General features: G+C 35.1%; 33 protein-coding genes. 9 read left to right on the top strand and 24 right to left on the bottom strand.

All coding sequences use genetic code 11. The features are described 5' to 3' along the window. Positions 1 to 114: 114 nt before the first annotated feature. Both ACFRAE_RS00165 and ACFRAE_RS00160 read right to left on the bottom strand, forming a co-directional pair. The gene (locus tag ACFRAE_RS00165) at positions 115 to 1317 is read right to left on the bottom strand and encodes a FecR family protein (RefSeq protein WP_422795084.1); all 1203 of its coding nucleotides are present in this window, start codon (positions 1315 to 1317) and stop codon (positions 115 to 117) included. A gap of 235 nt (positions 1318 to 1552) precedes the next feature. Beyond that, positions 1553 to 2152 (bottom strand): RNA polymerase sigma factor, encoded by a 600-nt coding sequence (locus tag ACFRAE_RS00160; protein WP_422795083.1) that lies wholly within the window; start codon positions 2150 to 2152, stop codon positions 1553 to 1555. A gap of 184 nt (positions 2153 to 2336) precedes the next feature. On the opposite strand from ACFRAE_RS00160, the gene ACFRAE_RS00155 reads away from it, so the two are divergent. The 4 genes from ACFRAE_RS00155 (at position 2337) to ACFRAE_RS00140 (ending at position 4767) form a co-directional block, all read left to right on the top strand. Beyond that, positions 2337 to 2516, top strand: coding sequence for a hypothetical protein (locus tag ACFRAE_RS00155; protein ID WP_422795082.1), 180 nt, complete (start codon positions 2337 to 2339; stop codon positions 2514 to 2516). A gap of 27 nt (positions 2517 to 2543) precedes the next feature. Continuing rightward, positions 2544 to 2777, top strand: a complete 234-nt coding sequence (locus ACFRAE_RS00150; protein WP_422795081.1) for a GNAT family N-acetyltransferase — start codon at positions 2544 to 2546, stop codon at positions 2775 to 2777. Between the two features lie 416 nt (positions 2778 to 3193). Further along, on the top strand, positions 3194 to 4258 hold the full coding sequence (locus ACFRAE_RS00145; protein WP_422795080.1) for an NAD(P)H-dependent flavin oxidoreductase: 1065 nt from the start codon (positions 3194 to 3196) through the stop codon (positions 4256 to 4258). Between the two features lie 275 nt (positions 4259 to 4533). Continuing rightward, positions 4534 to 4767, top strand: coding sequence for an ABC transporter permease (locus tag ACFRAE_RS00140; protein ID WP_422795079.1), 234 nt, complete (start codon positions 4534 to 4536; stop codon positions 4765 to 4767). Between the two features lie 405 nt (positions 4768 to 5172). On the opposite strand, the gene ACFRAE_RS00135 is transcribed toward ACFRAE_RS00140, so the two are convergent. The 6 genes from ACFRAE_RS00135 to ACFRAE_RS00110 all read right to left on the bottom strand — a co-directional run bounded on the left by ACFRAE_RS00135 (position 5173) and on the right by ACFRAE_RS00110 (position 9844). After that, positions 5173 to 5634, bottom strand: a complete 462-nt coding sequence (locus tag ACFRAE_RS00135; RefSeq protein WP_422795078.1) for a GNAT family N-acetyltransferase — start codon at positions 5632 to 5634, stop codon at positions 5173 to 5175. A 604-nt stretch (positions 5635 to 6238) separates the two neighbouring features. Beyond that, on the bottom strand, positions 6239 to 6661 hold the full coding sequence (locus tag ACFRAE_RS00130) for an organic hydroperoxide resistance protein (RefSeq protein WP_422795077.1): 423 nt from the start codon (positions 6659 to 6661) through the stop codon (positions 6239 to 6241). 76 nt (positions 6662 to 6737) lie between these two features. After that, a complete protein-coding gene (locus ACFRAE_RS00125; protein WP_422795076.1) occupies positions 6738 to 7166 on the bottom strand; it encodes a MarR family winged helix-turn-helix transcriptional regulator in 429 nt (142 codons plus the stop codon). A 542-nt stretch (positions 7167 to 7708) separates the two neighbouring features. After that, on the bottom strand, positions 7709 to 8653 hold the full coding sequence (locus tag ACFRAE_RS00120; protein ID WP_422795075.1) for an alpha/beta hydrolase: 945 nt from the start codon (positions 8651 to 8653) through the stop codon (positions 7709 to 7711). A gap of 55 nt (positions 8654 to 8708) precedes the next feature. Beyond that, positions 8709 to 9242, bottom strand: a complete 534-nt coding sequence (locus tag ACFRAE_RS00115) for a Crp/Fnr family transcriptional regulator (protein ID WP_422795074.1) — start codon at positions 9240 to 9242, stop codon at positions 8709 to 8711. A 218-nt stretch (positions 9243 to 9460) separates the two neighbouring features. Continuing rightward, positions 9461 to 9844: a hypothetical protein gene (locus ACFRAE_RS00110; protein ID WP_422795073.1), complete on the bottom strand. Its 384-nt coding sequence runs from the start codon at positions 9842 to 9844 to the stop codon at positions 9461 to 9463. Between the two features lie 226 nt (positions 9845 to 10070). Here ACFRAE_RS00110 and ACFRAE_RS00105 point away from each other — a divergent pair, with 226 nt between their 5' ends. Continuing rightward, positions 10071 to 10286: a hypothetical protein gene (locus ACFRAE_RS00105; protein ID WP_422795072.1), complete on the top strand. Its 216-nt coding sequence runs from the start codon at positions 10071 to 10073 to the stop codon at positions 10284 to 10286. A gap of 27 nt (positions 10287 to 10313) precedes the next feature. Here ACFRAE_RS00105 and ACFRAE_RS00100 read toward each other — a convergent pair whose 3' ends face one another. The 14 genes from ACFRAE_RS00100 to ACFRAE_RS00035 all read right to left on the bottom strand — a co-directional run bounded on the left by ACFRAE_RS00100 (position 10314) and on the right by ACFRAE_RS00035 (position 22806). Beyond that, entirely contained in the window at positions 10314 to 10856 is a 543-nt protein-coding gene (locus tag ACFRAE_RS00100) for a TetR/AcrR family transcriptional regulator (RefSeq protein WP_422795071.1), read from the bottom strand. A gap of 131 nt (positions 10857 to 10987) precedes the next feature. Continuing rightward, a complete protein-coding gene (gene pcaF, locus ACFRAE_RS00095; protein WP_422795070.1) occupies positions 10988 to 12196 on the bottom strand; it encodes a 3-oxoadipyl-CoA thiolase in 1209 nt (402 codons plus the stop codon). Between the two features lie 167 nt (positions 12197 to 12363). Next, positions 12364 to 13710: a 3-oxoacid CoA-transferase gene (locus ACFRAE_RS00090; RefSeq protein WP_422795069.1), complete on the bottom strand. Its 1347-nt coding sequence runs from the start codon at positions 13708 to 13710 to the stop codon at positions 12364 to 12366. Positions 13711 to 13718: 8 nt separating this feature from the next. Next, entirely contained in the window at positions 13719 to 14498 is a 780-nt protein-coding gene (pcaD, locus tag ACFRAE_RS00085; RefSeq protein WP_422795068.1) for a 3-oxoadipate enol-lactonase, read from the bottom strand. Positions 14499 to 14588: 90 nt separating this feature from the next. Further along, positions 14589 to 15644, bottom strand: a complete 1056-nt coding sequence (locus tag ACFRAE_RS00080) for an NADH:ubiquinone reductase (Na(+)-transporting) subunit F (RefSeq protein ID WP_422795067.1) — start codon at positions 15642 to 15644, stop codon at positions 14589 to 14591. Positions 15645 to 15663: 19 nt separating this feature from the next. Continuing rightward, the gene (locus ACFRAE_RS00075) at positions 15664 to 16029 is read right to left on the bottom strand and encodes a phenol hydroxylase subunit P4 (protein WP_422795066.1); all 366 of its coding nucleotides are present in this window, start codon (positions 16027 to 16029) and stop codon (positions 15664 to 15666) included. Positions 16030 to 16117: 88 nt separating this feature from the next. Next, complete coding sequence (locus ACFRAE_RS00070; protein ID WP_422795065.1) at positions 16118 to 17587, bottom strand: YHS domain-containing protein; 1470 nt, start codon at positions 17585 to 17587, stop codon at positions 16118 to 16120. A 55-nt stretch (positions 17588 to 17642) separates the two neighbouring features. Then, positions 17643 to 17918 carry an MmoB/DmpM family protein gene (locus ACFRAE_RS00065; protein WP_422795064.1) on the bottom strand — a complete coding sequence of 92 codons (276 nt, stop codon included), beginning with the start codon at positions 17916 to 17918 and terminating at the stop codon, positions 17643 to 17645. Positions 17919 to 17921: 3 nt separating this feature from the next. Further along, positions 17922 to 18920, bottom strand: a complete 999-nt coding sequence (locus ACFRAE_RS00060; RefSeq protein ID WP_422795063.1) for a hypothetical protein — start codon at positions 18918 to 18920, stop codon at positions 17922 to 17924. 45 nt (positions 18921 to 18965) lie between these two features. Then, complete coding sequence (locus ACFRAE_RS00055) at positions 18966 to 19265, bottom strand: phenol hydroxylase subunit (RefSeq protein WP_422795062.1); 300 nt, start codon at positions 19263 to 19265, stop codon at positions 18966 to 18968. Between the two features lie 113 nt (positions 19266 to 19378). Continuing rightward, positions 19379 to 20308, bottom strand: a complete 930-nt coding sequence (locus ACFRAE_RS00050; protein ID WP_422795061.1) for a dioxygenase — start codon at positions 20306 to 20308, stop codon at positions 19379 to 19381. Positions 20309 to 20341: 33 nt separating this feature from the next. Next, positions 20342 to 20632 carry a muconolactone Delta-isomerase family protein gene (locus ACFRAE_RS00045; RefSeq protein ID WP_422795060.1) on the bottom strand — a complete coding sequence of 97 codons (291 nt, stop codon included), beginning with the start codon at positions 20630 to 20632 and terminating at the stop codon, positions 20342 to 20344. Positions 20633 to 20635: 3 nt separating this feature from the next. Next, entirely contained in the window at positions 20636 to 21757 is a 1122-nt protein-coding gene (locus tag ACFRAE_RS00040; RefSeq protein ID WP_422795059.1) for a muconate cycloisomerase family protein, read from the bottom strand. A gap of 158 nt (positions 21758 to 21915) precedes the next feature. Continuing rightward, entirely contained in the window at positions 21916 to 22806 is an 891-nt protein-coding gene (locus tag ACFRAE_RS00035) for an AraC family transcriptional regulator (protein WP_422795058.1), read from the bottom strand. 235 nt (positions 22807 to 23041) lie between these two features. On the opposite strand from ACFRAE_RS00035, the gene ACFRAE_RS00030 reads away from it, so the two are divergent. Genes ACFRAE_RS00030 through ACFRAE_RS00020 form a run of 3 tightly spaced genes read left to right on the top strand, consistent with a single transcriptional unit; the run spans position 23042 to position 23886 of the window. Continuing rightward, positions 23042 to 23350: an IS3 family transposase gene (locus tag ACFRAE_RS00030; RefSeq protein WP_422795057.1), complete on the top strand. Its 309-nt coding sequence runs from the start codon at positions 23042 to 23044 to the stop codon at positions 23348 to 23350. After that, a complete protein-coding gene (locus tag ACFRAE_RS00025) occupies positions 23334 to 23579 on the top strand; it encodes a DDE-type integrase/transposase/recombinase (protein WP_422795547.1) in 246 nt (81 codons plus the stop codon). The genes ACFRAE_RS00030 and ACFRAE_RS00025 overlap by 17 nt, the downstream gene beginning before the upstream one ends. A 19-nt stretch (positions 23580 to 23598) precedes the next feature. After that, a complete protein-coding gene (locus ACFRAE_RS00020) occupies positions 23599 to 23886 on the top strand; it encodes an integrase core domain-containing protein (protein ID WP_422795546.1) in 288 nt (95 codons plus the stop codon). 245 nt (positions 23887 to 24131) lie between these two features. On the opposite strand, the gene ACFRAE_RS00015 is transcribed toward ACFRAE_RS00020, so the two are convergent. Continuing rightward, a complete protein-coding gene (locus ACFRAE_RS00015; protein ID WP_422795056.1) occupies positions 24132 to 24398 on the bottom strand; it encodes a PqqD family protein in 267 nt (88 codons plus the stop codon). A 310-nt stretch (positions 24399 to 24708) separates the two neighbouring features. Next, a complete protein-coding gene (locus ACFRAE_RS00010; protein ID WP_422795055.1) occupies positions 24709 to 25503 on the bottom strand; it encodes a hypothetical protein in 795 nt (264 codons plus the stop codon). 165 nt (positions 25504 to 25668) lie between these two features. Here ACFRAE_RS00010 and ACFRAE_RS00005 point away from each other — a divergent pair. Then, on the top strand, positions 25669 to 25826 hold a 158-nt coding region (locus ACFRAE_RS00005), incomplete at its 3' end, for a transposase (RefSeq protein ID WP_422795545.1).

Here is a 25826-nt window from a genome sequence, read left to right as displayed (position 1 = left end):
TTGAAGTTAAATTATCTATTGATGTTATCAGGACATTATTCGAGATGATTTACCCTTTGGCCAAGGGTGGTACAAACACCTTTGGCTTTTTTAGTAATCTCTTGGATTGAGTATCTAATCGCTCACTATTAACCTCCTTCCTTCCATGGATATTTTGACCTCTTTTGTAGACTCAATCATGGCTATGACTGTTGAAAAAGGCATAGACCGAGAAACTATTCCACTAAACTTGATCTTACTAAATCTTGCTGGGCACTCTACCTTGACATCATACCATCTGGCAATCTGCTTTAATATTTGTTCGAGATATTCACCTTTGAATACAAATTCACCATTTTTCCATGCCAGTTGCTGTTGCAAATCCGCTGAGCGGATCCTGAACTGATCAGAAAGAACAGCCTCTTGACCTGGCTTGAGCAATACAGAAACAGCATTTAAGAAAGAAGTTAAACGTACACTTCCTTCTACTAGGGTAGTCCTGATATACGGTTCATCAGCATAGGCATTGATGTTAAATTGTGTGCCTAAAACTTGAATAACTTGTTTGTCTGTTTCTACGAAAAATGGAATGGAGTCCTCCTGATGAGGCAGCTTTAGTTTGGCTACTTCAAAATATACTTCACCGGTCATTTTGACCCTTCGTTCGTTTTTATTAAAATTCACTGGATATGTTAAAGAGGATGCCGCATTAAGCCAAGCTTTTGAGCCATCGGGGAGGGTTATTTGGTACTGACCTCCATTGGGTGTCGTAACCTTATTATATACGGGTTTTGTTTCAAGGTGTTCATCTTCAGTAAGGTAAAGGATTTCGCCTTCTTTTGTTTTTTCAATGCGAACACCAGGTTGCTTGGCCAATTCGCCATTCAGTTCATCTCCCAAGGTTATGGTGGATCCATCGGCCAATGTAAGAGTTGCCTTTTCACGACCTGGTAATACGGTAAGGTTTTGGAGTGCTAATGCTTCCTTGGGTGCCTTTTTATTATCGTGATGCATCCAAATATTTAGGGAAAATAATACGAAGACGATTAAGGCAGCAGCATAAGGTAGCCATGTCCAAATCATATTTCGTTTATTTATTGACTCCTTTAATGGAATATGATTTTTGTGTTTAAATTCTAGTAATTTATCCTCAAGGTATTTTTGGTCAGTGTCTTTTTCTGGAAATAGTTGCGGTTCAATTTCATCCATGACTTCTTCAAAAAGCTTTTTAACTTTTGAGTCGGACAACCATACTGCAACTTCATCTCGCTCTTGATTTGTTACAGTTCCTAATAGGTATTTTTTTATAAGCTGCCGCTGATGGTGCTCTGAATTCATCGGTTCAAATTAAATCTCTATTTTCTTAAGGCTATAGCTAGCTAAATTGATTATTAGCTAAGTATAGGTCCCATATCTTATCAAACACTTATTTTTACTTATACCACCCAACGCGTTGAAAAATAGTTATCAACTTGCTTAAATACAGTATTTTAAATTGAAAATATCTGGAACTGAAAGTCACACAAAAACAATTAATGATTTGTTTAATGGAGAATTGTTAAGAGAAAAACGTTTAACAAATGGAGGTGATGCTAAGAAAGACAAGTAGGAAAGTAAGCTTATCGGCAAGTTGACGCCGACAGATGTGTAAAGAGGAAACCATATATTTTTCTACCACGTTAACAGAGATTCCCAATTTATTACTGATCTCGGCATAGGTTAGATTTTCTTCACGACTCATACGAAAAACCAGCTGCTTTTTTGGCGAGAGGTGATTCATGGTTTCTTCATATATCAAGGTCATTTCTGCATCTAAGATCTTATCCTCAACGGTATTGAATGAAGGAAGTTTTCCTTCTGGTACTTGATCTATCAAGATGGTATTAGTCGATTTGGAACGATAATAGTTGTATACTGCATTCTTAAGTGATCTTCGAAGGTAATAACTGAACTCAATGTTTTCGGGGAGTTTGGTTCTGTTCTTCCAAATTCGAAATAATACGTCCATCGCTAGTTCTTCTGCGACTTCGCTATCTCGGATGAACTTAAAACAATATTGATGGGTAGATTTATGATATCTTTTAAAAAGCAAATCAAATGCAGTTTGGTCTTCTTTGTTTAAACGAGATAAAAGCACGGAATCTGATAAGGTTGATAAATCTTCTTTTTTCATCGATAAATGCATTAGCAATATCACAAATATCGATTGAATAGGTTAACATTGTATTAATAAATAATTAAATATAGAACATATAAAGAGATGTTTGTAACTTTGGATTGAAAAAAGTAGTTAAATTGAACATTGATTTTGTTGGGAAATTAAGTTCGCTAGTAGTTTAGTGAAAATGAAATCGTTTATGAAAATAGAGGTATTGCACCGTTTGACAAAAGAAGAATTGGAGTATTTGGGTCAGGATGGATATGAATCTTATCAAATTTTTAAACTAATACAAGCTTCCGATATAGATTCCATAATGTTTAAGTTAACACTAGAAAATTTGGAAACTAAGTATGTGAAAGATTTCGGACCTACATGAAAAGATATTGATATCTATAACGAAATTTTGAAACAAGGAAATTCTTTTGGAGTATATGGTAATGAGCTTTTGGGGTTTGCAATATGTGAGGAACAAGAATGGAATAATAGCTTTTATATCTCGAATATTATAGTTTCCCAAAATGAATGTCAAAAAGGAATTGGAAAGCTTTTAATTCAAAAAATAATTGAACAAGCTAAAAATAAAAAAATCCAGGCTTATATCGCTGGAAACTCAAAACACGAATGTTCCAGCAATTAAATTTTATCATAAACTAGGTTTTAAAATAACAGGCTTGATGTCAAATTTATATGATGATGAAAACATTGAAAAAGTGATCTATATGTCTTACGAAATCTAAAAAAAATATAAAATTTATAATCATTAAATCATTTAGAATTAAGGTGAAACTGTACATGGAAAGTCAAGAATTGTTTGAATATCATTTCGAAAGCATTTAAATCTACGGTGGATTTCTTCTAATTCAAGGTTAGTTTGATAGAAATTGAAGAGGGTTATGATATGGGTACAAATTTTAGATGAAAAACTAAAATTAGTACATTGGACAATAGCAAGTAAGGTTAAGTTTTATTACTTTGATTCTTGGAAATAATAAGGTTTATGATGAATATGTATTAAAATTCAATTTAGTAGTGCAGAAATAAATTCATACAATTATGTGGACAGATACAAAATTTACAAGGTTGTTGGGGTTAGATTTACCAATTGTTCAAGGACCTTTTGGAGGAAAAGTTTCTTCGATAGAATTAACTTCGATAGTTTCTAATTTAGGTGGTTTGGGTTCATACGGATGTCAACCATTTTATTCAAATGAAATCATTGAAATAACGAATGAAATAAGAAAAAATACCAACAAGCCATTTAATCTTAATCTTTGGGTTAATGATAAAGATGAGCATATCGAAGATTTTGATCAAAATGCGTTCGAAACAATTATTCAGCTATTTCAACCTTATTTTGAACAAGTAGGTGTAGAACCTCCAACTTTTCCATTGCCAGAAAGTCCTAGTTTTGAAAATCAGATAGAGGCTATTTTTGATGTAAAACCTCATGTATTCAGCTTTGTTTACGGAATTCCTTCGGAAGATATTCTTGAAAAATGTCGTCAACTACAGATTAAGACAGTGGGAACTGCCACTACCTTGGATGAAGCCATTGCTATTGAAAATGCAGGTGTTGATGCAATAGTAGCATCGGGATTTGATGCTGGGGGACATCGCGTTTCATTCTTAGATAAAGCAGAAGAAAGTTTGGTGGGTACATTTTCCTTGATACCCCAAGTTGTTGATCATGTGAAAATCCCCGTAATTGCGGCAGGTGGTATCGCAGATTCAAGAGGGGTAAAGGCTGCTTTTGCATTAGGCGCTGATGCAGTTCAGATTGGTACTGCCTTTTTAGCTACTCAGCAATCTGGAACAAGTAATATCCATAGAGAAAAGTTATTTTCGAAAGATGCTCGTTATACTACATTAACTAAAATATTTACAGGAAGATTGTCTCGAGGAATAAAAAACAAACTCACTGAAGAATTAAAAGATTTCCAAACCAATTTAGCGCCTTATCCATTACAAGGAAAAATTGTGGGGAAATTAGGTGCATACCCTGCAAATACAGAAAGCAATCCTGAGCTTAAATCCTTTTGGGCAGGACAAGCAGCTCCATTATTAAAATACCATCATGTTAAAGAATTGATTGATAATATTATTGAAGAAATGAAATAATCGTCTTCTGGTTGCCTAAAAATATTGGTGCTTCAGAATTTTTAGTAGTCATCATAAATTGTTTTTTAATAGCGATATATGATGGTTTTATGTTGTTATTGGAAGGCTAATGGATGAAATAATTGGAATAAAATATTTTTAGCATGGATTTATTTCCTGCCTAATCAATAGCATGGCTCGGTCTTTTAGGACTTGCAGCCTATTCTGCTCAGCAACGCACAAAAGAGATTGGAGTGCGATAAGTTCTTGGAGCCTCTATATTAAATATTGTCAATTTGTTGACCATAGTGTTTGTTAAGTTGGTGTTTCTAGCAATTCTAATCGCAACACCTCTGGCTTGGTTGGCAATGGATCAGGGGATATCCGATTTTGCTTATCATATCCATATTCAATGGTGGACATTTGCATTCGCTGGTATTATGGCCTTGATACTCGCAACTACAACGATAGGCTGGCAAGCCATTCGTAGCGCTAAAGTCAATCCTATTCATTCACTTAGGGATGAGTAGGTAGTCTTAATGAAGGTTGAGAAATTTGTTTGCAAGACGAAATGAAATAGTTAAAGTCAAATGATAGAAATTGGATATAACATAAATTATGTAAGAACAACTTAATAACAAATAAAATTTTGATAAACTACTTGTTTTTATAACTGGTCAGAAAATCAAATCCTATGAATAATTAATAATGAGTGTGCTTAGTAGGTATTAAAATGTAAGTTCAACTTTGATGTATTAGGTAATTCCGAATAATGTTTCTTTTTGTGTATCGATATTCCAGAACGAAACATTATACAAAAATATTAGCTTGACTAAGCTCTCAGATAATAAAACAGCGATAAGGGTTTATTAAAATCAATAAATAAAAGACTTTAATGACTTGATTATTACAACAGGTTTTTGAAGTGGATACTTTTAAATCTCTATTCTCATTTCTAATAAATTAGGTTTAAATCCAGCTTTTAAATATGCCTTTTTTGCATTTATATTTTCATCATATACATCTAATCGGACTTCTGTAATTTTTTTATTTTTTGCCCAATTGATAAGTTCTTGAACTATGCTTTGATTTATACCTTTTCCTCTAAATTGTGGCTTTACATACATAAAACCTAAATACGCATATACTTCAAATTTTTGATATGGCTTAGCTTGAAGAATTTTCACATATCCTGATCCGATAATTTCGTTATCATTTAATGCAACAAGTACTTCGGATTTATCTGATTTTATTAAACCCAATAAATCATAATAGTGAATCTCAGCATTTTTTAATGTATTGTCAAATGGTCTTTCTGCCTCTACTATCTCTTTTTCAAAACTTAATAATGTATTAATTTCACTTTCTAAAGCCTTTCGTATTTCTATTTTTTGCATGTAACTATTCCTTTTTACCTATTTCTATTTATTATTTAAAACAACACGCAACGTGCATTTTAGCCATTGTTTTAATCCTAAAATAGCCAAAATATTTTACAGCGACTTTTTATATTTAAACGTTTTTTTTTATTTGTTTTATTCTATGGTATGATACCTTTATATTTTTCATAAAGAATAGTGTAAATTTTATTTAAGGTAAACATCCTATTGATTTGTTGCTGAAAGTAGGAGAGAGGTTTACTATTTACACTATGTATTATTAGGATTGTTCAAACAGGACTTCGTCAGGATTAAATAAGCAGGGCACTTATAAACTTTATTTTTATTCCGAATGTATTAGGTTTGACACCAATTCATTTTAATATATCTTAAGTATTCCTATTATAGAAGTGTTAATTCGTTTTTCAAATCTTTAATATGATACTAAAAACAATTACTATAGAGTTTTTTGTTTTCGGGAATATGTATTAAAGGCAGTCAACTTAGCTTAAATAGGTTGTTATCAACATTCTATTCTTTATTGAGTAATTATCGAGATGTTAATTTCTTTCAACTATTTGCTAAAATATTGACTGCCTAGGTTATTAAATCTGTGAAGGATTTAATTATTTGAAACTGTTAATTTAACTTCTATATTTCCTCGTGTAGCATTAGAATATGGACAAATTTTATGCGCTTCTTCAGTGAAAGATTGAGCTTCTTCAAGACCTACATCAGGGATATTAACGCTTAGTTCGGCAGCTAGACCAAAACCTCCATTTTCTAGCTGAATAATATTTACATAAGCTGTAACCGTAGTAATACCTGTTTGAATTTTATTTTTTTTAAGAATCAAATTCAAAGCACTATCAAAACAAGCTGAATAACCAGCTGCGAATAGCATTTCCGGATTTGCATAATCATCATTCGCTCCACCTAATGCCCTAGGCATTCTAACCTCTAAATCCAATACATTATTTTCACTTTTTACGTGACCATTTCTGCCACCAGTAGCTGTAGCAGCTATTGAATACAATTTTTTCATTTTATGGGAATTTAATTATTTTTTGTTCTGTGCATCTTTATTACATACCAATCAATAGGTAAAAAGCATGCTTTTATTAAGACTTTATTTTTAAAAGTATTTTTTCAATCATAGCTTTAAGAGCTATGATTTCTTGATCTGAACATTTTATTGCTTCTTTTATATTAAAAGGTACTTCGAGTGCAGATTGTTTAAGATTTAAACCAGAAGTTGTAAGTGTAATGTATACCAACCTCTCATCTGATTTACTACGAATTCTATTCACTAATTTCTTCTGCTCTAATCGTTTTAACAATGGTGTAAGTGTTCCACTATCTAAATTGAGTATACTGCCAAGCTCTGAAACCGTTTGATCATTTTTTTCCCATAGTACAAGCATAGTCAAGTATTGTGGATAAGTTAAGTCTAGTTTATCAAGAATTGGTCGATAAAGTACGATAAGTTCTTTAGCGAGTGTATAAATTGGGAAGCAAACTTGATTTTCTAATTTTAATTCTTGTTCCATTTATTAATTATTTTAAAACAAAAGTAGTGTAAAATTAAATTGCATACAATTTAATTTTACACTATTATAATATTATTATATTAGTGTGACTTAAATAATGGTTTTAGTAATTTGAAAATGGCATTGTTGAAACTTGGAATGACCTGATTTGATTCTTTAGAAAATAATTTGAATTTTTCTTAGCAATTAGAATAGGATTATGCCTTTCATACCCTTTGGAAGCTAAACGAATATTTATTCCAATTAAAAGAATAAAAACCCTATCCTTCCATGTAGCTTATATAAAATGATTCCGCAGGGTAACACTCGAACCATTTATTGGAAGATTTGTTTGGAATAAATTAATTGAAAGATAAATTTCATCCTATATTCTATTAATAATTTCACTTACAGGTCAAATATCCCTTGCGAAATTCCTCATTATCTTGTTGATGATTTCCAGTGTCACCCATGTTCTGCAAAGAGCCCGTAACTGAATCAATAAAGGTACTACAGTACCAAAATAATAGTTAGGGGATGTCCGTTCATCACTAATATTCTTTTCATTCTAGATGTATGGCGTTTTTTAAAGTCGTAATTTGTGTTTTATAAAAATCTTCAGAAAGCTGGCAAGGGAAGAAATCAAATGCGTGAATAGCTCCCTTTATTTCTATTAACTCAACAGGAATGTTTTCATTTCTGAGTTTGTTTGCATAATGTATTGCTTCATCTTTTAACGGGTCTAGTTCACAAACAACAATACAAGCAGGGGGGAGATTTTTAAAGTTTTTTTGCCTCAATGGGATTGCATATTTTGGATTTTCGTTGTTCTTTTTTCCAAGATAATGTTGCCACATAAATTTTGCCGATTTTCGGGTTTGCATAGGAGCAATAGCAAATTCATTCATTGAAGGAGTGTCTAATCTATCATCTGTGGGTGGATATAATAAATATTGAAAGAAAATACTGTTATTGCCTAAATCTCTTGCCAAATGTGTTATCGACATTGCTATTGTTCCTCCTGCACTGCTTCCTCCTATAAGTATTTTGTGTATATCTGCTTGAATTATGGTGGAATTTTCAATGATCCAATTCAATGCGAAGTAACCGTCATCTACAGCAGATGGAAATGGATTTTCTGGTGCTAAACTGTAATCAACCGAAACGATAGACATGTTTACATCAATAGATAATCTATAAAAAATAAAATCATATTGCTCGGGAGTTCCGAATATAAATGCTCCTCCGTGAAAAAATAATAATACGGGAAGATTCGATTTGTTTTTTGGTTTGTACGTTCGCAGTCTTATTTTTCTTCCTTTGTGTGTGGTTTCAATGTTTTCTACTATCAAATTTTCAGGAATTTTGAGAGGTGTTTCATTGTTGGATAACTCCAATTCCTTTTCTCTTATTAAATTAGGATAGTTTTCTAACAATTCATCATAAGGGATTTTCAACCAATCACTTTTTAACATGATTTCATTAAGCTCTTTATTAATTCGATTCATCGTTTTTTTTACGACAAATTTCTGATATTAGCTTACGATGAAAAAGGACAAATGTCTATAAATTGATTTCTTTTCGGATTCTGCTTAAATGTCTTGGTGTGATGTTTAAATAAGTTGCCAAATATTGGACAGGAATACGTTGTACGTAAACAGGAAACTCTGACATAAGTTTTTCATATCGTTTTTTTGCAGTATATCGTTGGATGTTGAACAATTGGTTTTCCAATTCAATAAACTGTTCTTCGATCATGATTTTGAAAAAAATAGTCCATTTTAAGTTGTTTTCGCATAACTTGTCAACATTTTCTTTAGTGATAGAAATTAATTCTACATCTCCGATTGTTTGTATATTTTCTTGAGAAGGAGTTCCACTTATAAACGAAGATAAGGCAGTCATTAAGCTATTTTCAAAAGCAATACAATAAGTAATTTCTTCGCCTTTATTATTGTAATAGAAAGAACGTAACATTCCTTTTTTTATCCAGACAATTTCTTTTGAAACACTATTTTCCTGGATTAAAAATTCTTTATTTTTAAATTTCTTTGTTTTAGTAAGAAGTTCTAACGCTTCGCAATCTGCTTCTGTCATATTTTTTGATTCGAGGTAAGATTTCATAAAATAAAGATAAAAACAAAATCATCCATACCTGTTCAAAATGGATGTTTTGATGATTAGTTGATAAACGTATGTACTGTTTTGCCTAACTTCTCTGAAAAGAACAATTTACAAGCTCTTTTTTTCTTCATGCGGTTGGCAAATCCCTGTTCCTTGTAGTCTTCGCCCTGTGCTTCAGACAAGAGCCCACCTCATCCGTCTATCCATAAATCATCGGTTGGCTGTTCTCTATTTAGGAAGTTAAAAAGGGTATAGGGTTCCTCTTTCATTATGGGATTACTTGTGGTCGGCGGCTGATTTTGTGTGGATGTTTTTTCAGTTTCTCGGCCTTGCCCAACAGCCTTTCCTTTTCTCCAATCATTAAAGACGTTAGCCGAAAAGTTTTTGTCCAAAGCTGATCCCTTCCAAAAGTTGCGGTTTTCATGATCGATAAAGGTCATAGGATATGTACGCCTCTCATCATTGTACTTTACCAATGTATTAATGCCTTTATCTAACAGTTGCTTTTTAATATCGGTTTCGTTTGTAGCGGTGTGCATCGCTACTTCAATAGTGCTTTTGAGTACGGCTTTCATTTTACGATTTTCAAAAAGTTAAGAAGCTGTCAATAGGCAAAATCGAGAATTTAGACAAGCATTTGAACGTATTAGCGTAGTTTGGAACGGAAATTAAAGTCTTAGTACATCAGTACTAAAAAAGTTCACAAACATAGATGATCCTATGAAAACGACAATATTAAAGAATAACGTATGATAATTGGTTCGATTTTGCCTGATTTTTTGATATTTGAAGGTACAAAACATGGAAATACAAAAACCAATTCAGCCATTTCACCCATCTATCAGAACACCAGTACAACAAGATAAATCGGTTATCAAAAGTATGAGCGACAGAAAAGTTGAACCTCAGAAATTTAAAAACGTATTAAAGAAACTTCGCATCAAAAAATTAAAAATAGGGTTACAAATGTTCAACATTCTTATTAAAAGTTTAACAAGTACATTGATGGTATATTAAATCAACTGCACAAACAAATTCAGTTTTTTACAGTTTAAGATCATACTTACGCTGCACTATGCGTATCAGGTTATTAATATAATCTACATCAAAATCATGTGCAGCGATATTTTTCCATAGACCATCGATGAACAGAAGGAGAATATCTGTTTCAAACTCTGGTTTTCGATAGTTCAATTCGGTAAATGCTCTGATGAGCATTTTACTGCATGGGTTGATAAATTGCTGATGATATCTGCTAGCCATATCATTGAGTGGTATTATCTTGTATTGCATTCTCCAAAAATCCTTGTTTGATTGCACAAGAATTTTTGGGACCTCCAGCAAATTGGCAATATAATGTTGAGGTGTATTATAGTCCAAATGCCCAGAAAGTTCCTTAGCAGCATCTAAATATCCTTTTTTTATAATTTCTTCTACCAGATTTTCCTTTGAACCAAAGTGTTTAAAAATAAGTGATTCCGAGACATTGGCTTTGATTGCTATGGACTTGGTAGTTGTGGCTCTAACACCTTGCTCTGTAAAAATCTTTAATGCTGAATCTAATATATCCTGTTTTTTTTCAGTCATCGAAAATGGTAATAATGAATTTATTTATATTGTATTAAAATGTATGTACTTGTATGGGAACAATTACCAAATAAAACACATTTTAAATGTTTAAAAAAACCGAAGGTAAATTGGGCCTCGGTTTCATTTCTCTAAACTTTCTTTAAGATAATGGCATAACCTTGTCCAACACCAACACACATTGTAGCAAGAGCGTACTTTGCATTTTTCTTGTGAAGTTCGAGCGCAGCGGAATAGGTAATTCTAGTACCTGACATACCCAAAGGATGACCGATAGCAATAGCACCGCCATTAGGATTGATACGCGGATCATCATCTGCTAGTCCTAAAGCTCTGGTACAGGCCAGTGCCTGTGCGGCAAACGCTTCATTAAATTCCATTACATTAATATCATCCAACGTCAATCCCGCTTTCTCCAATGCCTTTTGCGTTGCACTTACGGGGCCTATACCCATGATTCTTGGTTCTACACCGGTGACAGCCGTACTCACAATTTTTACAAGAGGCTTTAATCCATATTTTTTTACAGCTTCTCCCGAAGCCACAAATACAGCGGCAGCTCCATCATTCAAACCGGATGCATTTCCTGCTGTAACCGTTCCATCTTTTTTAAAAGCCGGTTTTAACTTGCTCAATCCTTCAAGGGTTGAATTGCCACGAACAAATTCATCTTTGTCGAAAACAAGTGGTTCACCTTTTTTTTGCGATATCACTACCGACATAATCTCTTCGGCTAACCTTCCGTTCTGCGCAGCTTGTGCAGCTTTCAGTTGCGATGAAAGTGAAAACTTATCCTGGTCTTCTCTTGAAATACTATACATATCCACCAGATTTTCAGCCGTCATTCCCATAGGATCGATACCGTACATTTCCTTCATTTTCGGGTTCATGAAACGCCAGCCAAACGAGGAATCTTCCATTTTTGCATCCGTACCAAATCCCTTTGATGGCTTTGAAACAACCAAAGGGCTTCTGGTCATGTGTTCCACACCTCCAGAAATAAAAATATCACCATCTCCGGCTTTGATTGCACGGTAGGCATGTACAATAGCAGACATGCCCGAAGAACACAGGCGGTTTACCGTTTCTCCTGGAACCGTTACTGGAAGTCCTGCTAAAAGCGCAGCCATTCTTGCTACATTTCTATTGTCTTCACCGGCCTGGTTATGGCAACCTAGAATTACATCATCGATAAGCTCTTTTGGAATTTCTGGATTTCTTTTTACCAATTCTTCAATGACCATTGCTGCCAGGTCATCCGCACGAACAGCGCTCAATGTTCCGCCAAAACTTCCAACAGGAGTTCTGATTCCGTCAATAATATATGCTTCCTTGCTCATTTATTATAATGTTAAGTTTTACTTTTAGGGCACGTGTCAGATTTTCCATTGCAAACGATACAGCAACCAATCGAAAAGCCCAATTAAACGCTCAAAACCGTTTGAAAAGTGTTTCTAGACCCTGATTTTCAACTATGAAGCTAATAAGAAAGGCCACAACACATTTGTTACTTCAACCGTTGGACAAATTTTGCCGTTGTTGTTGCTAATACTTCTTCCAACGTTGCATCTGGCATTAATTCGATTAATGTTAGTTGTCCATCGATAAATTTAAAGACCGCTTTATCGGTGATGATCATGTCTACTGCTTTTAGTGCAGTAAGAGGTAAGTCACATACAGGAACGATCTTTGCATCACCGTTTTTTTCGGTATGGGTCATCGTAATAATCAGTGTTTTGGCTCCAGATGCCAGATCCATCGCTCCGCCGACACCTAAAAGTGGCTGACCTGGAACTGCCCAGTTGGCAAGATTCCCACTTTCGTCCACCTGTAATCCCCCCATTACAGCAACATCGATATGCTTGCCACGGATCATTGCAAAGGAATCTGCAGAATCAAAATATGAAGCACCTTTCAGGGCAGTTACGGGTACTTTACCTGCATTGACAGGATAGTCCATCGCACCACCACCATCTTTTGGAGCAGGCCCAACGCCCAACATACCGTTCTCCGTATGTAGGATGATACTATCTACTTCGGTAATCAAATCAGCAACTAGAGTAGGGATACCGATACCAAGATTGACCACATCGCCACTTTTTAACTCTTGCAGTGCACGTTTTGCCATATGGAGACGAATTTCAGAAACCTTTTTGCTGGATGATACAGCTACTGAACTGCCAAGGTCTTCTGGCGTAAGTTTCGCTACGACCAAATAGTCTACAAATGAAGCTGGAGTATGAATGGATTCTGGAGCTATTTCGCCCACAGGAACAATTTCTTCCACTTCTACAATAACTAAGTCTGCGGCTGTAGCCATTACCCTGTTGAAATTCTGCTCTGTCATTCTGTATTGTAGATTCCCAGCTGTATCGGCCTTCCAAGCTCTTATGAAAGCGACATTCCCCCTTAGGGCAGGGATAAATACCTGTTCACCACCATTGATTATTTTCATTTCCCTTCCTTGTGCCAATTCAGTTCCCGCAGAAGTAGGTGTGTAGAAACCACCAATACCAGCACCTCCGGCACGTAAAGCTTCAGCCAAAGTACCCTGTGGAAATAGTTCATAGGCTACAACACCTTCCTGTGCAGCTTTTACCGCTTCGGAATTCGATGTGAAGAAAGAACCGATCATTTTACTTATTTGGCCGTTCCTAAGCAATCTTCCGCCACCTATTCCAGGTTCGCCTACATTATTCCCAATAAAGGTTAAATATTTTGTTTGTGTTTCTGCAAGGGCATGCATCAGATGAACTGGATTTCCGGTCATTCCGAAACCTCCTTGTAATAGTGTATCTCCATCTTTTACTAAAGCAGCTGCTTCTTGCAAAGATATTTGTGGTACTGTCTTCATTTAATATTTTATTGTACTGAGAAATGAATAATATTTTTTGAAAATTCTTCCGGTAGTTCTTTGTTAGAAAGGTGTGCCGCTATTAAAGAAACGTGTTTGGCAAATGGTATTTTATTTTTCATAAAATTTCCATCCTCTACGGTGGTTACACTGTCTTTAGTTCCACTGATTATTAAAGTTGGAACATCGATCTTCATCAAATCTTCTCTAAAATCTGCATCTCTCACTGCTGCGCAACAAGCTGTATATCCACGAAGAGAATTTGAAGCGAAAATTTCAAGAATTTGATTCACTTTTGCTGGATATTTAGCCCTATTTTCTTCCGTTAACCAACGTTCTGCCGTTCCCTCAAGAATACTTGACAAACCATGGTTTTTAACCTGATAGATGCGATTATTCCATCCTTCAACTGTTCCTATTTTGGCCGCGGTATTACTTAAAATAATTTTGGAAAGTCTATCAGGGAAATGAATTCCTAAATATTGCCCAATCAATCCCCCCATAGACAATCCACAGAAAATGACTTTTTCTAATTTTAAATAATTTAAAAGTACAATCACATCTTCTGCTAATTCTTTGATGCTGACTTCATCTTGCTTGATACTGCTTTTTCCATGACCTCGTGTATCCAAACGAAGCACGTTGAAATGATTTTTTAAAGTTTCAATATTTTCATCCCACATACTGATGTCGCAACCCAATGAATTGGAAAACACAACAGTTTCATTTTTATTAAAATCATCGGATTTATAATAAATATCGGATTCATTTAATGATAATATTGGCATTGATTTATTTTAGAAAATAGTTTATTTGAATTTTTAAAAAAGCTGCCTCCATAGACAACCTTTTGAAATTATAATAAATGTGTGCTTCTTTTATATTGATTTGAAAAAAGGACTTTTGGGCGTACTGTTTTGGTCTGCTTTCGAGAAAAATTTCTCTAAATATATATCTCTTTCAAACAGTCTTCCTTTGAATAAGCAAGAAATACAAGACTCAATCATTGCTGGTGGACCGCATAAATATGCTTTGTGTCCCATAAAATTGTTTTCAAAAACTTTGAGCGCAGCATTTCCCACATAACCTTTTTCTCCATCCCAATTGCTTACATTATCGTCAGATATTACTGGATAGTATTTGAAGTTGTCATACGTTTTTTCATACTCACCAAACAAATCAGCATAATATAATTCATCCACACTTCTCGCACCGTGAAATAAAGTGATAGGAAGTTTGCAACCATTTTCTAATTGCTCTTCAATCATTGCTTTAGGCGAAGAAAGACCTGAACCACCAGCAAAAAAAATCATTGGTTTTTGAGCAGATTCTCTGATAAAAAATCTGCCGTAAGGACCAACAATTCTGAATTTATCACCAACTTTTGTTTTTTGATGAATAAGTGGTGTCACTTCTCCATCAGGCACAATGCTGATGTTTAGTTCAATCACTTTTTTGTTGTTGGATGAGGTGGCAATTGAAAAAGATCTTCCTTCATCATATCCAGGATAATAAAATTGAACATATTGCCCCGCTTGAAATTCAATTTCTTCATTTAACTCTAAAACAATCCCTTTGATTCTTTGGGTTAAATCTTTGACTTCAATTACTGTTCCTTCAAAGTCTCTTACCAAAATTGATTTGGAATCCGGATCTTCGTCAACATCGGCTTCTATAACACAATTATCTTTGGGAACCGCAACACAAACCAAGCATTTATTTTCATCTCTGTCAATATCTAACAAGGCAAAGGGCGATGCATCTCCCAAATCTACTTCACCTTCTAAAACTTCAACTTTGCAAGTCCCACATAAACCATGACTGCAAGCGTGTGGTAAATAAACACCTTGTCTTAAGGCAGCGTCCAAAATAGTTTGCCCTTCGTTTACCGTGATTTCATCTCCGGTTGGTTCTATTATTATTTTATAACACATAGCTTGAAATTATTAGTAGTTAAATTCCAACACCATTAATACCTTTCAGCGATGGTGTATTAAAACGAAGAATTGATTTATGGTCAACACCATTTTCTGCTAATGATTTATCAAAATCGGGGGTAAATGATTTACCATTTAAAAACCAATGAACTTCTGTAGTGTCCCAATCTAAGTTTGCAAAATCAGGATGATCATTGTAACAAGCCGGAAGAACTTCGTTAATAAATACTTTGAAAGGCATATTCGGCGGCAATGGGAAACCCATTGCCGAATTGATTAACCTATGGTTATCCCAAGAGGCATAAACCAAGTAATTTCCACCAAAGTTTTCTACTTTGTCTCTTACGGGTGGATTATATTCTCCTATTTTTATGGTCGCCATATTTGTTTGTTTTTAAACCCATTTAATTCTTTTTTTAAGATGGAATGGGTGAGTACTACATTGAAATTATAATTTTGCTTATAAAGATTTACATCATATTATATGCAACCTCGTCTTCAGAACCTTTGTAATCTCTGTTTTCTATTCCGTCAGCTATCTTATAGAAATTAAGAACATCCGGAATAGTTGGCCCTCCACAATTGCCTTGGAAAATTTGCTGAACAGGCATCCAAGCATAAACATATTTTTCTGGTTCTTGCTCGAAAATATGCAGGCATTGGTCTGAACAGAAATGGTATCTTTCTTCTTTATATAAGGTTTGTCTTTGATAAAGTTTCATCGGTTCGTCACTATCCGATTCTGTGAACAAAACTGGAACTTGACAAACCTGACAAAGCTGCGGTAGCATTTGTGAATAATAGCGATCTCCTTTATCGGCTCTTTCCTTCCAGTGGTCGTAAATAGGTTTGTAGTATTTATCGAAAGTTTCAGGATATTTTTCGCTCAACCATTTTTGTTTTTTTTCATCAGGAATCCAAGTGTGCATTGCTGTTGCGGCACCGTGTGTATAGAAAGTCATCCAAACTTGGTGGGAGGCATGGTCTTTTTCTGCTTTAATTCTCCCTACACAATCTGGTACTTTTATTCCATATTTAGCCAAGTCATTAAACAATCCGACAGTGTTTTGTTCGAAATAAAGTTCCCAAGCCTCTTTCCAAGATTGCGGTGATTCTGGAAGCATATAATCCATCATTGCCGCAACCAATACCAAAACTCTGTATCCTCTCCAAGTCCATTTGTCAATCCATTTTTGTACAATAGGAACGTTATCTGGGTCTTGTTCTAACATAAATTTGATAGCTTGCAAGCCCAAAGTCATATGGCGTGCTTCATCAGATTGAGCAGAGAATCCGAAGGAAACGGTTGCCATATCTCCATTGAATGCCGCTCCTGACATAAATGGCACGAATAAAAGATTGGTCAAAACGTATTCGAAAGAAAAACCAATGGCTACTATAAATTCAAATGGACCGGCTGTACGGGCATCGTCAAAGAACGATTTAGGAACTGATAAATACCAAACTCTGTCGTGCCAATGCGGAAATTCTGAGAATCCATTGAAATGTCTGTTGTAATGACTCATGGTATGCACTTGCGTTTGAATGTGACGCAATTCGTCAATGGCTTGCATTTGACAAGCAACTCGCGGACCATCGCCTCTGAAGTGTCTTGCAATGTGAGCAAAACCTCTGTGTGCTTGATATTCAACCGGAGAAACTCCAGTTAAAAACAACTTCAATGCAGATAAATAACTTGCATCAGTCAAATTTTTCTGAGCGTTATTTTGAGCAAATGAATCTATGATTGCATATAATTTTTTATCCTTTTCTGCTTGAAACTTCCAATAGGCATCCATCGTCATTCTAAACGGATCTTCCCAAGCCTCCCAGTCGTTAATCTTGATTCCTTCGAATTGGTCATAAGGGAAAACTTTGTCCATATCTTGATAGGTGGTTTCCCAGCCTAATCGTGTCATTGCCCTGTATTGATCCTTCATACTCAGGCGCTTTTTTCTATTTTGCATATTGATATTTTTTCTATTCTTAAAAAAATTAATCCCAGAATAGCGTGAAGTAATCATAATCTTCGTCTACGTTTCCGGAAAGCGTAATCAAGATGATTTGTAATTCTTGTGAATCCCATTCTCTGCCAATCAAATCACTTACGGTTTGTACATTGATGGTTAATCTTCCTGGTGCGGTAATTTTAACCATTGCGGCATCGTATTCAATTACGGCATCAGGATTGTCTTTTTCGATCGCGGCAACCACTGCTTTGGATTCTTCAACGGCTTGAAGTGCCAAAAAAACTTTGCTTACTTCTGCCATATCTTAAAGGGTTAATCCGCTTTTAATCAATCGATCGGTTAATGTTGTTTTGATTTCTTCCACCACTTTTTCAGGTTCTGAAAATAAATTTTTAGCTAAAAGAAGTACAGCATTTTGCACCACATCAATATAGTTTGCAGCCCAATTTTCGAGTATGTTTTTATTTTCTACCGATTCGGAGGCCGCAATTTTTATGGTAGAATCTATCCATTTGTTAGTTTCTTCATACCAATCTGAGAAGAAGCCTGTTAACATTAAATATGTTCCGGCCTCCGCTTGTTTAACTAATTCTTTTTCATAATGATTAAAGAACAAATCATAAACAAAAGCATCTGCAATTACGTTTTGCAGCAAGTGAAGTTCAAACCAATCTTCTATCACAAAAGAATCTTCTGTCAATTTTCTTAAACCTTGCCAAGAAGAATCGTTTAACCAATTGTTTCTTGCTGTTTCGAGAACTTCAACTTCATTTTCACTAAATAACAAAGCGATTTTGGTAAGCAATTGTGCTGTCCCGATTTTGTCTTCTGCCTGAAACATTGCCGCCGCTGTAAATGATGCACCATAACCTTCTGAAACCAATTGTAAATTGTTCATATTTGCCCCCCATTCATAATGACGCAAAGGCAAAATATTATTAAAGAATTGTTCTTTCAATGAAACTGGAATACTATCCACTAAATTCTTTTTTTCTATGTATAAAAAATTTTGTGTAGTGCTTTCTTGTTGTTTGGCTCTTGATGCGACGTAACTAGAGTAGTAGAATTGGCGTGGATCCAAGATTTTATACCAGTCACTCATCTTGATAGTTGTTTTGCGCTCATCGTATAATTCGTATTTAGAATTATAAGTAGGTAAATAATGAAAATTGACAGTCGGTTGCAAATCATAAGTTGCTTCTTCGTATCGGCTTGCAATTTTACCTATACCAATACGCCTTTCTACGTGTCCAAACGTTTCGCGTTTAGCTTTAATCTGTATGCTTTTAATTTCTAATGACATTATTTTATTAATTAATTGTTGAAAAAAAAGAAAATAGCAAGGATATTATTCATCAGAATCTTCTTCATCCCCATACTCGTTATCTTCGTCGGGTAATTCAGTTTTAGTTCCTAATACACCATATTTCCATTTGTATTTGTCGTTTGCTACAACCAGCAGTTGTTCTTCTGTGAGAAAATTCACTTTGTTATTTTCACAAAATTCATTGAACTGCTTTTTGGGTAAAGCCAATTCTACGTACATAGTTGGATCGCCAATAGCAAAGTCAAATTCTACCAAGCCCCTGTCTGTCTCATTGGTTATGTTGACATACTTCTCGAATGGGACATTTAATTTTCTACCCATAATTTCAAAAATTTTATAGTTTCAAAATCAGCCCTACGTTGATATCGGTTGCAATAGTTTCTTAGAAAAAATTGCCAACCTTTAATAATACAAGGCTGTTTGGAAATTTGATTTTATGCTTTATCATAAACTAAGGCTACTCTTGTACGGTTGTTTTCACCTGTAGCAATTTTTTCTCTATCTTGAACAATGTTGAAGTCAAAATCAATTGAAGCATAAGCCTCATCAATACCTTTTTCTTTGGCTTGATCTTTAGAAATTCTTGTAATCGGTGGAACCAAATCGTCTTTGTCTGCAAATGCAAAATCTTGACCTAATAAAGCGTCACCTTCAATGTTGATTTGTGTAGTAAGTTTTCTGAATCCAGGCGCTGTGATGAAAAAGTGAATGTGTGCTGGTCTCGATCCGTGGCGCCCTAATAATTGCATTAACGTATCTGTAGAACCATTAGGAGGACAGCTGTAACCAACCGGAACGAATGATTTAAATTGATATGCACCATTCTTTCCAGTTCTAATCGATCTGCGTAGATTAAATTCAGGTTGTGTTTTATCAAAATAAGAATACATACCTTTTAAGTTGCAATGCCAAACTTCTACCAATGCACCTTCTACTGGATTTCCGTCTTCATCTAAAACAGTTCCTTGCATATAAAGTCTTTCTGCACCTGGTTCTGGTTCTGTTTCTAATTCGGCATAACTCAATGATTCTGGTGCACCAGCAACATACAATGGTCCTTCTATAGTTCTTGGCGTTTTAAGCTCTAATCCGGCTTGTTTGTCTACCCAATCCATTCTCTCATCAATATAATGTTCTAAGCCTGTACCAGCATAAATAAGCCCCCATTCATGGTTTCTTCCAGCTCCGTTTAGCCAGTCTAATCCCATCCAAAGTTCTTCGCTGCTAATGTTTAAATCCTCGATAGCGTAAAATAAATCTTTCAGCAATCTGGCTACGATTTCTTTTACTCTTTCGTTTCCTTTTCCTTCAACTTCAGTGTTTTTAATTTTTCTTAAAACCTGATCAATTAATTGTTTTTCCATGTTTTCTAATTTTTAAAACTATCCTGATATTTTTTAAATCAAAGAATCTCTGATTGCGTTAGGGTGCTTGCACAGGCTTTTCACCTTGATATCCATATAGGGAAATAGTGGTAACGAGCTTACAATTTGATGTAATTCTTCTGGGCTATCGGCTTCTATGATACTCACGTTTGCATATCGTCCTGCGACTCTCCACAGATAAATCCATTTTCCTGACTTTTGCCATTTTTGAGAGGTTTTTTTTTCTCTGGCTAAATAATCTGCAAGCTTTTCTTCGCTCCAAGATTCAGGTATATTTACATCCATTTCTACTGCGTAAACCATGAGTTATTTTCTTTTATATTTTTCTAACTGATTAAGGTCTAATTCCACACCAATACCGGGGGTTTGAGGCAATGTCAATCCGAAGTTTTGGTAATTAATAGGCTTTTTAACAATATCATCGGACAATAAATGTGGACCAAACAATTCTGTTCCCCAATCTAAATTGGGTAGTGTTGCGAAAACCTGTGCAGATGCGGCAGTACCTATGCTACCTTCGAGCATAGTACCTCCATAAAGAGAGATTCCTGCGCCATGGGCAATGGCAGCTTGACGAACAATATTAGAAAGCCCACCTGTCTTAGATATTTTCAAAGCGAAAACATTGGCTGCATGTATTTTTGCCAATTCGAATGCATCTTGAATCGTGGCTACAGATTCGTCAGCCATTATTGGAACTTCAAAATAAGAAGTCAATCTAGCCAATCCATCAAAGTTCGATTTGGCTATTGGTTGTTCAATTAAATCTATTCCGGCATCTTGTAATTTTTGAATCGCTTGTTTGGCAATGTGTTCGCTCCAAGCTTGATTTACATCTACAGTAATTTTAATATCGTCACCTAATTCCTTTTTGATAATAGCAACGTGTTCGATATCTTCTTTAGGATTTTTCCGACCTATTTTTAATTTAAATACGTTATATTTTTTCTGTGAAATGTAATTTTTGGCTTCTTCTATATCTTTTGCTGTATCTCCACTTGCCAATGTCCACAAAACGGGTAAAGTTTCTGAAATAGCTCCGCCCAATAATTCATAAACAGGAACTGCTAATCTCTTTCCTTGCGCATCTAACAAAGCTGTTTCAATGGCTGATTTGGCAAAATTGTTTCCGCATACATTTTTATCAAGGATTTTCATAATTCGATTGATATTGGTGGGATCCTGACCAATGAGAAGTGGTGTAAAGTAGGTATCGATAGCTAGTTTTATCCCTTCGGGATATTCATCGGAGTAGGAAATGCCACCGATAGTGGTCGCTTCTCCAATTCCTTCCACATCATCCGAACAATACAATCGGATGATCACCATCGTTTGCTTACGCATTACCGCCATCGATAAATGATGGGGACGAATTGTGGGGAGATCAACAATTAAAGTTTCAATTCCTTTTATAATAATGTCTGCCATTTCTCTGAATAAAAAAGAGTTTTTTATGTAAAGAGTGTTCACTTACTCGTTAGGAGTGCTTATTCACTCGCACAATAACAAACTTAATAGGATTATTAGGTTTGATGTTAGGACTTTTCGTCTAATAATGGGACAAATGTGATAAGTATAGTAGATTGTTAGGATTTGATATTCTGTACTTTACGGAATTCATTGGGACTTACTCCAGCCTTTCTCTTAAAGACCCTTGCAAAATAACTCGGGTCTTCAAACCCCAAGGAGTAACAGATTTCATTGATGCTCTTTTCAATATACGAAAGCTGCAATTTCGCTTCAGCTATATATACATCCATGATGATTTCCTTAGGAGATTTGCCTGTTACCGCCCTGCATATCCGGCTTAGGTGACCGGAAGTGATATTGAGTTCACTTGCATATTGTTCAATGGTTTTCTTATAGGTACCCGAGATCCTCACCAATTGCGTAAATCTCCTATAATAGATGGTGGATGTATTATCATTGCTAAAAATACTGAGCTGTTGGTTATCGGGCAACCGGTTAAGCTGTACAATAAACTGTCCAACGATATATTCGAGCATGAGCAATCTACCGGTCTGTTCATCATTATATTCTTTAATGCAATTGAGCATGGTCTGAAAAATACATTCTGAATATTCCCCGGTGGCAACCTGAATAATACGGAAAGTTTCAAGTGCAGAAATCACATCAGCCTCACGCATAATCATGTGTTCCAGCACAGCATCGGAAAGACTGATAATCCAACCTTTCTGTTCGCTCAGGTGCTCAAATCCATGCTCCGTATTTTTAGGAATGGTTATTATCGATGGGCCACAAACGTTTATTTTTTCATTCTGATAAAGCAAAAGTGTTTCTCCCTGTATCAGTAAAAAAATCTGGAACTGATTATTATGTACATGCGGTTTTACCGTGTTGTTGTTTTGTTTTCCAATGATACCAAAAGGATATATGTACACTAAGCCCTTGACAAAATCAATCGAATCACTCCCGTATAATCCTCCAAAAAAAGTTCTTTGCTTGTTGTTTGACATAATTCATAGGTATTTTCGTTTCTTTAAAATTAACAAAATAACCTAATATGATTACTATGTATCATGTAATTTTACATCAGGCAACAAGGTATTGATTCTGATCCAATCGAACCCAGGCCCAATACATTTAAAGTGTATTGCTCTATCAGCTGAGCTCGGTCAATATCAACATAGAAACGCTTTAGGGTCTGTCGAAAAGAGAGAGCTTATAGGCTATGCCCGAGAAGAATTGGGCATGAGCCTTCGTCTGGCCTGTTTACTGTTTTCATTAAGCACTTCAGTTTTCTATTATCAACTAAAGCGTAAAAATGATGATGAAGTAATTGAACAGCTTTCTAAACTTGCTGATCTGAACCGCACTTGGGGCTTTTGGATGATGTATAATAGGTTAAGAAAGTTACAGTATCTGTGGAATCATAAACGGGTATACCGTATCTATACGAATATGCGATTGAACTTTCGTAATAAGCGGAATAAACGTCTTCCTGCACGTGTCAAGGCACCTTTACTTTGCCCCATAGGGCCATATTTCTTGGAGTCTTGACTTTATACACGATACAACAGCCAGTGGAAAGACCATACGAACGCTGAATATCATTGATGATTTCAGCCGCGAGGCTCTTTCAATTTATGTTGATACTAGCCTACCCGCACAGCGTGTGGTAAGAGAGTTAGAAAATTTGATTGAATGGCGAGGTAAACCTGAGAAGACCCGATCAGATAGCGGGCTAGAACTTGTTGCTGAAGCTATTCGAGTTTGGTGTAGAAAATAAAGATATAGTATGAGAATTTATTCAACCAGGCAAGCCGAGGCAGAACAGCTTGATCGAAAGATTTAATCGAACTTTCAGACAAGATGTTTTGGGTAGTTATTTGTTTGAAAGCCTGAAAGATATCAGAAAATATGCGAACGTATGGGTTTGGATGTACAACAATGAAAGACCACACTCATCTCTAGGTCAACTAACACCAACAGAGTTCCAATTGAAATATGGAAAACTCTCCAAGTTTCCCACATTCCAACAGGATAACAACAGCAATTCTGACTGGAATTTTATAGTTTTGGATGTAGCTAGCTAGGGGAAGATTACAACCCAGCCCTAAATTTAATTTATGATTGTATCAAATCCATCTGCTACTTCAGCAATTCCCAGCTTTTGTTAATAGAATAAAGATTAATAATGAAACCCATGACAATATTTCAAGAAAACAATATATGACAAATGGGATGAAAAGATTTTTTTAGAAATTCTTTTTCCTTTCAAGAAGCAATCAATTTTATAATAGATAGGATTAATTATTAAAAATGATGCACAAAATGAAAATTATTGAAGAAGATTTGCAGATCTAAACTTTTGAATTAAATATACTCCATCATTAAAAGCTTGTGTTAATGTTAATTCATATTCTTTAGCCAGAATTTTTGCCACATCATTTTCATTAAATTCAACACCTTGAAGCTTACTCCATAAGTGTGCCGCAGATCTATTTAGGCAGAAGACCTTTGATAAATCTAATATTCCATTCTCAGGTTCAACCATAATATATTCATTACCTATTTGTCTTAATGTAAGGTCTGATCTTAGTTTCATATTGCAATATTAATTGGAATAAATAATAAATTTCTTATTGAGCTTTAATAGGTTTATTCACTAAAATAAAAAAGCATGATATCAGTTGTAAATATTTTCTTAAATCTATAACAAACTTTAAACAAACTGTTTCATAATCCTGCCAATTGATATTTAGTTATGTTACAAGATAACACATGCACTTAAAGAATTTAATGGGTCGATTGGTTCAATCAATAATAACATTAAATCTGTTTAAATATAAAAATGAATAAATTGAGCGGTGGATAAAGTAAACCCACCGCTCTATAATGGGAGAAAGCTTTTTGCGTTAATTTCTAACGCAACGGCAGTTTTTAAAAGATGTTCCCAACACATCTAAACCTACTAGATTTACGCCATTTAATAACTCTCCAGTATTATTTGCCATATGAAACCTTGCTCCCAAACTAGTTAAAGAAAATGTCCTACCCGCATTTCCAAGGTAGCCCCAAGTTCCCGCACTTGCCAAATTTAGAACTTGAGCAGCCTGCTCGCTAGTCCAAAGAGCTGTAACTCTACCATAACTATCCAATAACGGTAAATCTAAACTTGCAATTTCAATTCCTGCTATATCAGCGGAAATATCATTTAATCCAACATTTAACAACCCATCACCACCTGCAACTTCCTGAAGAACATTAACATTAGATATCTGTCCATTGTAATAAAATCTTAAATTATTGGATGAACTGGACGCTGTACCAAAGGCATTTGATCCAACAGCAGGAGCCCCACCTGAAATAGCATATTGGCCATAATTAAAAGGTGAACTTGTGGGTAGGGAAGAATTTGGAGCTCGAACATTTACAATTCCAAATAGTGTATTTCCTAAAAGGTTAGTGATGACATTTATTAAACCTGTTACTCCAGATGCATCAACTACCCCACCTAATGGACCTATTGCAGATGTTAATGGATCTAATTCAACATCATCTCTAACTAGACCTGCAAAATCTGATTTGATTGGTTGTCTCCATAAGCCAAGTGGATAAATTAAACTACATGGATCAGCTGTTGTTTCATCGGTTGCAAACTTCATAGGTATTGATCCTCCAAACCCAAAATATCCATTAGCACGCGACATTTGCATGTTATTGGCATAAAATGCATAATTTCTTCCATTACCATTCTCTCCTCTATAGAAAAGGTTGGACCTAGCCCAGCGTACTGTAAATCGTCAGCAAAAAATGGACACGTTTGAATCTTAACTAAGAGAGTGTTTTATTCAAAAACACTTAACTTTAGTAATATGGGAAGACCAATAAAAAGTAGTCCAGAAAACTTCATCAAAGACATTCGTCGCAAGACCAGAAGAATCTTTACAGCAGAACAAAAAATCATGATCGTTATGGAAGCCTTACGGGCAGAGGTATCGGTATCGGAACTGTGTCGCAAGCATAATATTAA

This window comes from Sphingobacterium sp. HJSM2_6 (assembly GCF_049316305.1).
In the GTDB taxonomy this organism is placed as follows: Bacteria; Bacteroidota; Bacteroidia; order Sphingobacteriales; family Sphingobacteriaceae; genus Sphingobacterium.
The sequence above is the reverse complement of the archived record's forward strand: the minus strand, read 5'-3'. Positions and strand labels throughout refer to the sequence as shown.

Coding starts and splice junctions, on each gene's coding strand:
- ACFRAE_RS00165 (WP_422795084.1), bottom strand. CDS start 1,317: ATGAATTCAGAGCACCATCAGCGGCAGCTTATAAAAAAATACCTATTA.
- ACFRAE_RS00160 (WP_422795083.1), bottom strand. CDS start 2,152: ATGAAAAAAGAAGATTTATCAACCTTATCAGATTCCGTGCTTTTATCT.
- ACFRAE_RS00155 (WP_422795082.1), top strand. CDS start 2,337: ATGAAAATAGAGGTATTGCACCGTTTGACAAAAGAAGAATTGGAGTAT.
- ACFRAE_RS00145 (WP_422795080.1), top strand. CDS start 3,194: ATGTGGACAGATACAAAATTTACAAGGTTGTTGGGGTTAGATTTACCA.
- ACFRAE_RS00135 (WP_422795078.1), bottom strand. CDS start 5,634: ATGCAAAAAATAGAAATACGAAAGGCTTTAGAAAGTGAAATTAATACA.
- ACFRAE_RS00130 (WP_422795077.1), bottom strand. CDS start 6,661: ATGAAAAAATTGTATTCAATAGCTGCTACAGCTACTGGTGGCAGAAAT.
- ACFRAE_RS00125 (WP_422795076.1), bottom strand. CDS start 7,166: ATGGAACAAGAATTAAAATTAGAAAATCAAGTTTGCTTCCCAATTTAT.
- ACFRAE_RS00120 (WP_422795075.1), bottom strand. CDS start 8,653: ATGAATCGAATTAATAAAGAGCTTAATGAAATCATGTTAAAAAGTGAT.
- ACFRAE_RS00115 (WP_422795074.1), bottom strand. CDS start 9,242: ATGACAGAAGCAGATTGCGAAGCGTTAGAACTTCTTACTAAAACAAAG.
- ACFRAE_RS00110 (WP_422795073.1), bottom strand. CDS start 9,844: ATGAAAGCCGTACTCAAAAGCACTATTGAAGTAGCGATGCACACCGCT.
- ACFRAE_RS00105 (WP_422795072.1), top strand. CDS start 10,071: ATGGAAATACAAAAACCAATTCAGCCATTTCACCCATCTATCAGAACA.
- ACFRAE_RS00100 (WP_422795071.1), bottom strand. CDS start 10,856: ATGACTGAAAAAAAACAGGATATATTAGATTCAGCATTAAAGATTTTT.
- pcaF (WP_422795070.1), bottom strand. CDS start 12,196: ATGAGCAAGGAAGCATATATTATTGACGGAATCAGAACTCCTGTTGGA.
- ACFRAE_RS00090 (WP_422795069.1), bottom strand. CDS start 13,710: ATGAAGACAGTACCACAAATATCTTTGCAAGAAGCAGCTGCTTTAGTA.
- pcaD (WP_422795068.1), bottom strand. CDS start 14,498: ATGCCAATATTATCATTAAATGAATCCGATATTTATTATAAATCCGAT.
- ACFRAE_RS00080 (WP_422795067.1), bottom strand. CDS start 15,644: ATGTGTTATAAAATAATAATAGAACCAACCGGAGATGAAATCACGGTA.
- ACFRAE_RS00075 (WP_422795066.1), bottom strand. CDS start 16,029: ATGGCGACCATAAAAATAGGAGAATATAATCCACCCGTAAGAGACAAA.
- ACFRAE_RS00070 (WP_422795065.1), bottom strand. CDS start 17,587: ATGAAGGATCAATACAGGGCAATGACACGATTAGGCTGGGAAACCACC.
- ACFRAE_RS00065 (WP_422795064.1), bottom strand. CDS start 17,918: ATGGCAGAAGTAAGCAAAGTTTTTTTGGCACTTCAAGCCGTTGAAGAA.
- ACFRAE_RS00060 (WP_422795063.1), bottom strand. CDS start 18,920: ATGTCATTAGAAATTAAAAGCATACAGATTAAAGCTAAACGCGAAACG.
- ACFRAE_RS00055 (WP_422795062.1), bottom strand. CDS start 19,265: ATGGGTAGAAAATTAAATGTCCCATTCGAGAAGTATGTCAACATAACC.
- ACFRAE_RS00050 (WP_422795061.1), bottom strand. CDS start 20,308: ATGGAAAAACAATTAATTGATCAGGTTTTAAGAAAAATTAAAAACACT.
- ACFRAE_RS00045 (WP_422795060.1), bottom strand. CDS start 20,632: ATGGTTTACGCAGTAGAAATGGATGTAAATATACCTGAATCTTGGAGC.
- ACFRAE_RS00040 (WP_422795059.1), bottom strand. CDS start 21,757: ATGGCAGACATTATTATAAAAGGAATTGAAACTTTAATTGTTGATCTC.
- ACFRAE_RS00035 (WP_422795058.1), bottom strand. CDS start 22,806: ATGTCAAACAACAAGCAAAGAACTTTTTTTGGAGGATTATACGGGAGT.
- ACFRAE_RS00030 (WP_422795057.1), top strand. CDS start 23,042: ATGAGCCTTCGTCTGGCCTGTTTACTGTTTTCATTAAGCACTTCAGTT.
- ACFRAE_RS00015 (WP_422795056.1), bottom strand. CDS start 24,398: ATGAAACTAAGATCAGACCTTACATTAAGACAAATAGGTAATGAATAT.
- ACFRAE_RS00010 (WP_422795055.1), bottom strand. CDS start 25,503: ATGTCGCGTGCTAATGGATATTTTGGGTTTGGAGGATCAATACCTATG.